Annotated in this window: 1 protein-coding gene; it reads left to right on the forward strand. The window is 54.1% G+C overall.

Translation table 11 applies throughout. The annotated features are described in order from the left end of the window. Positions 1 to 296, forward strand: a 296-nt coding sequence (locus KVH01_RS29565) for an immunoglobulin-like domain-containing protein (protein WP_217883815.1), incomplete at both ends; no start/stop codon positions are given.

Consider the following 296-nt stretch of genomic DNA (forward strand, 5'->3'; position numbering starts at 1 on the left):
CTGACTGCGCCAAGTGCCGTTAACGAAGGTGGCCAGATCACCTACACCGCCACCTTGAGCAATAAGGCCGGTACCGACGTTACGTTGAAGTTGGATAATGGCTCATCGATCATCATTAAGGCTGGCGACACTGTCGGCACCGTGACTGTTCCGGCGCCTACCGATGACGTGTTCATCGATAAGAGCACCCAGACCGTCAAGATCACTGACGCTTCTGGCGGTAACTTCGAAAAACTGGAAGTTGCAGGCAACGGTGCGACCACCACCGTCAACGACACCATCGATAAAGTCGATGT

The organism is Pseudomonas khavaziana (genome assembly GCF_019145205.1).
In the GTDB taxonomy this organism is placed as follows: domain Bacteria; phylum Pseudomonadota; class Gammaproteobacteria; order Pseudomonadales; family Pseudomonadaceae; genus Aquipseudomonas; species Aquipseudomonas khavaziana.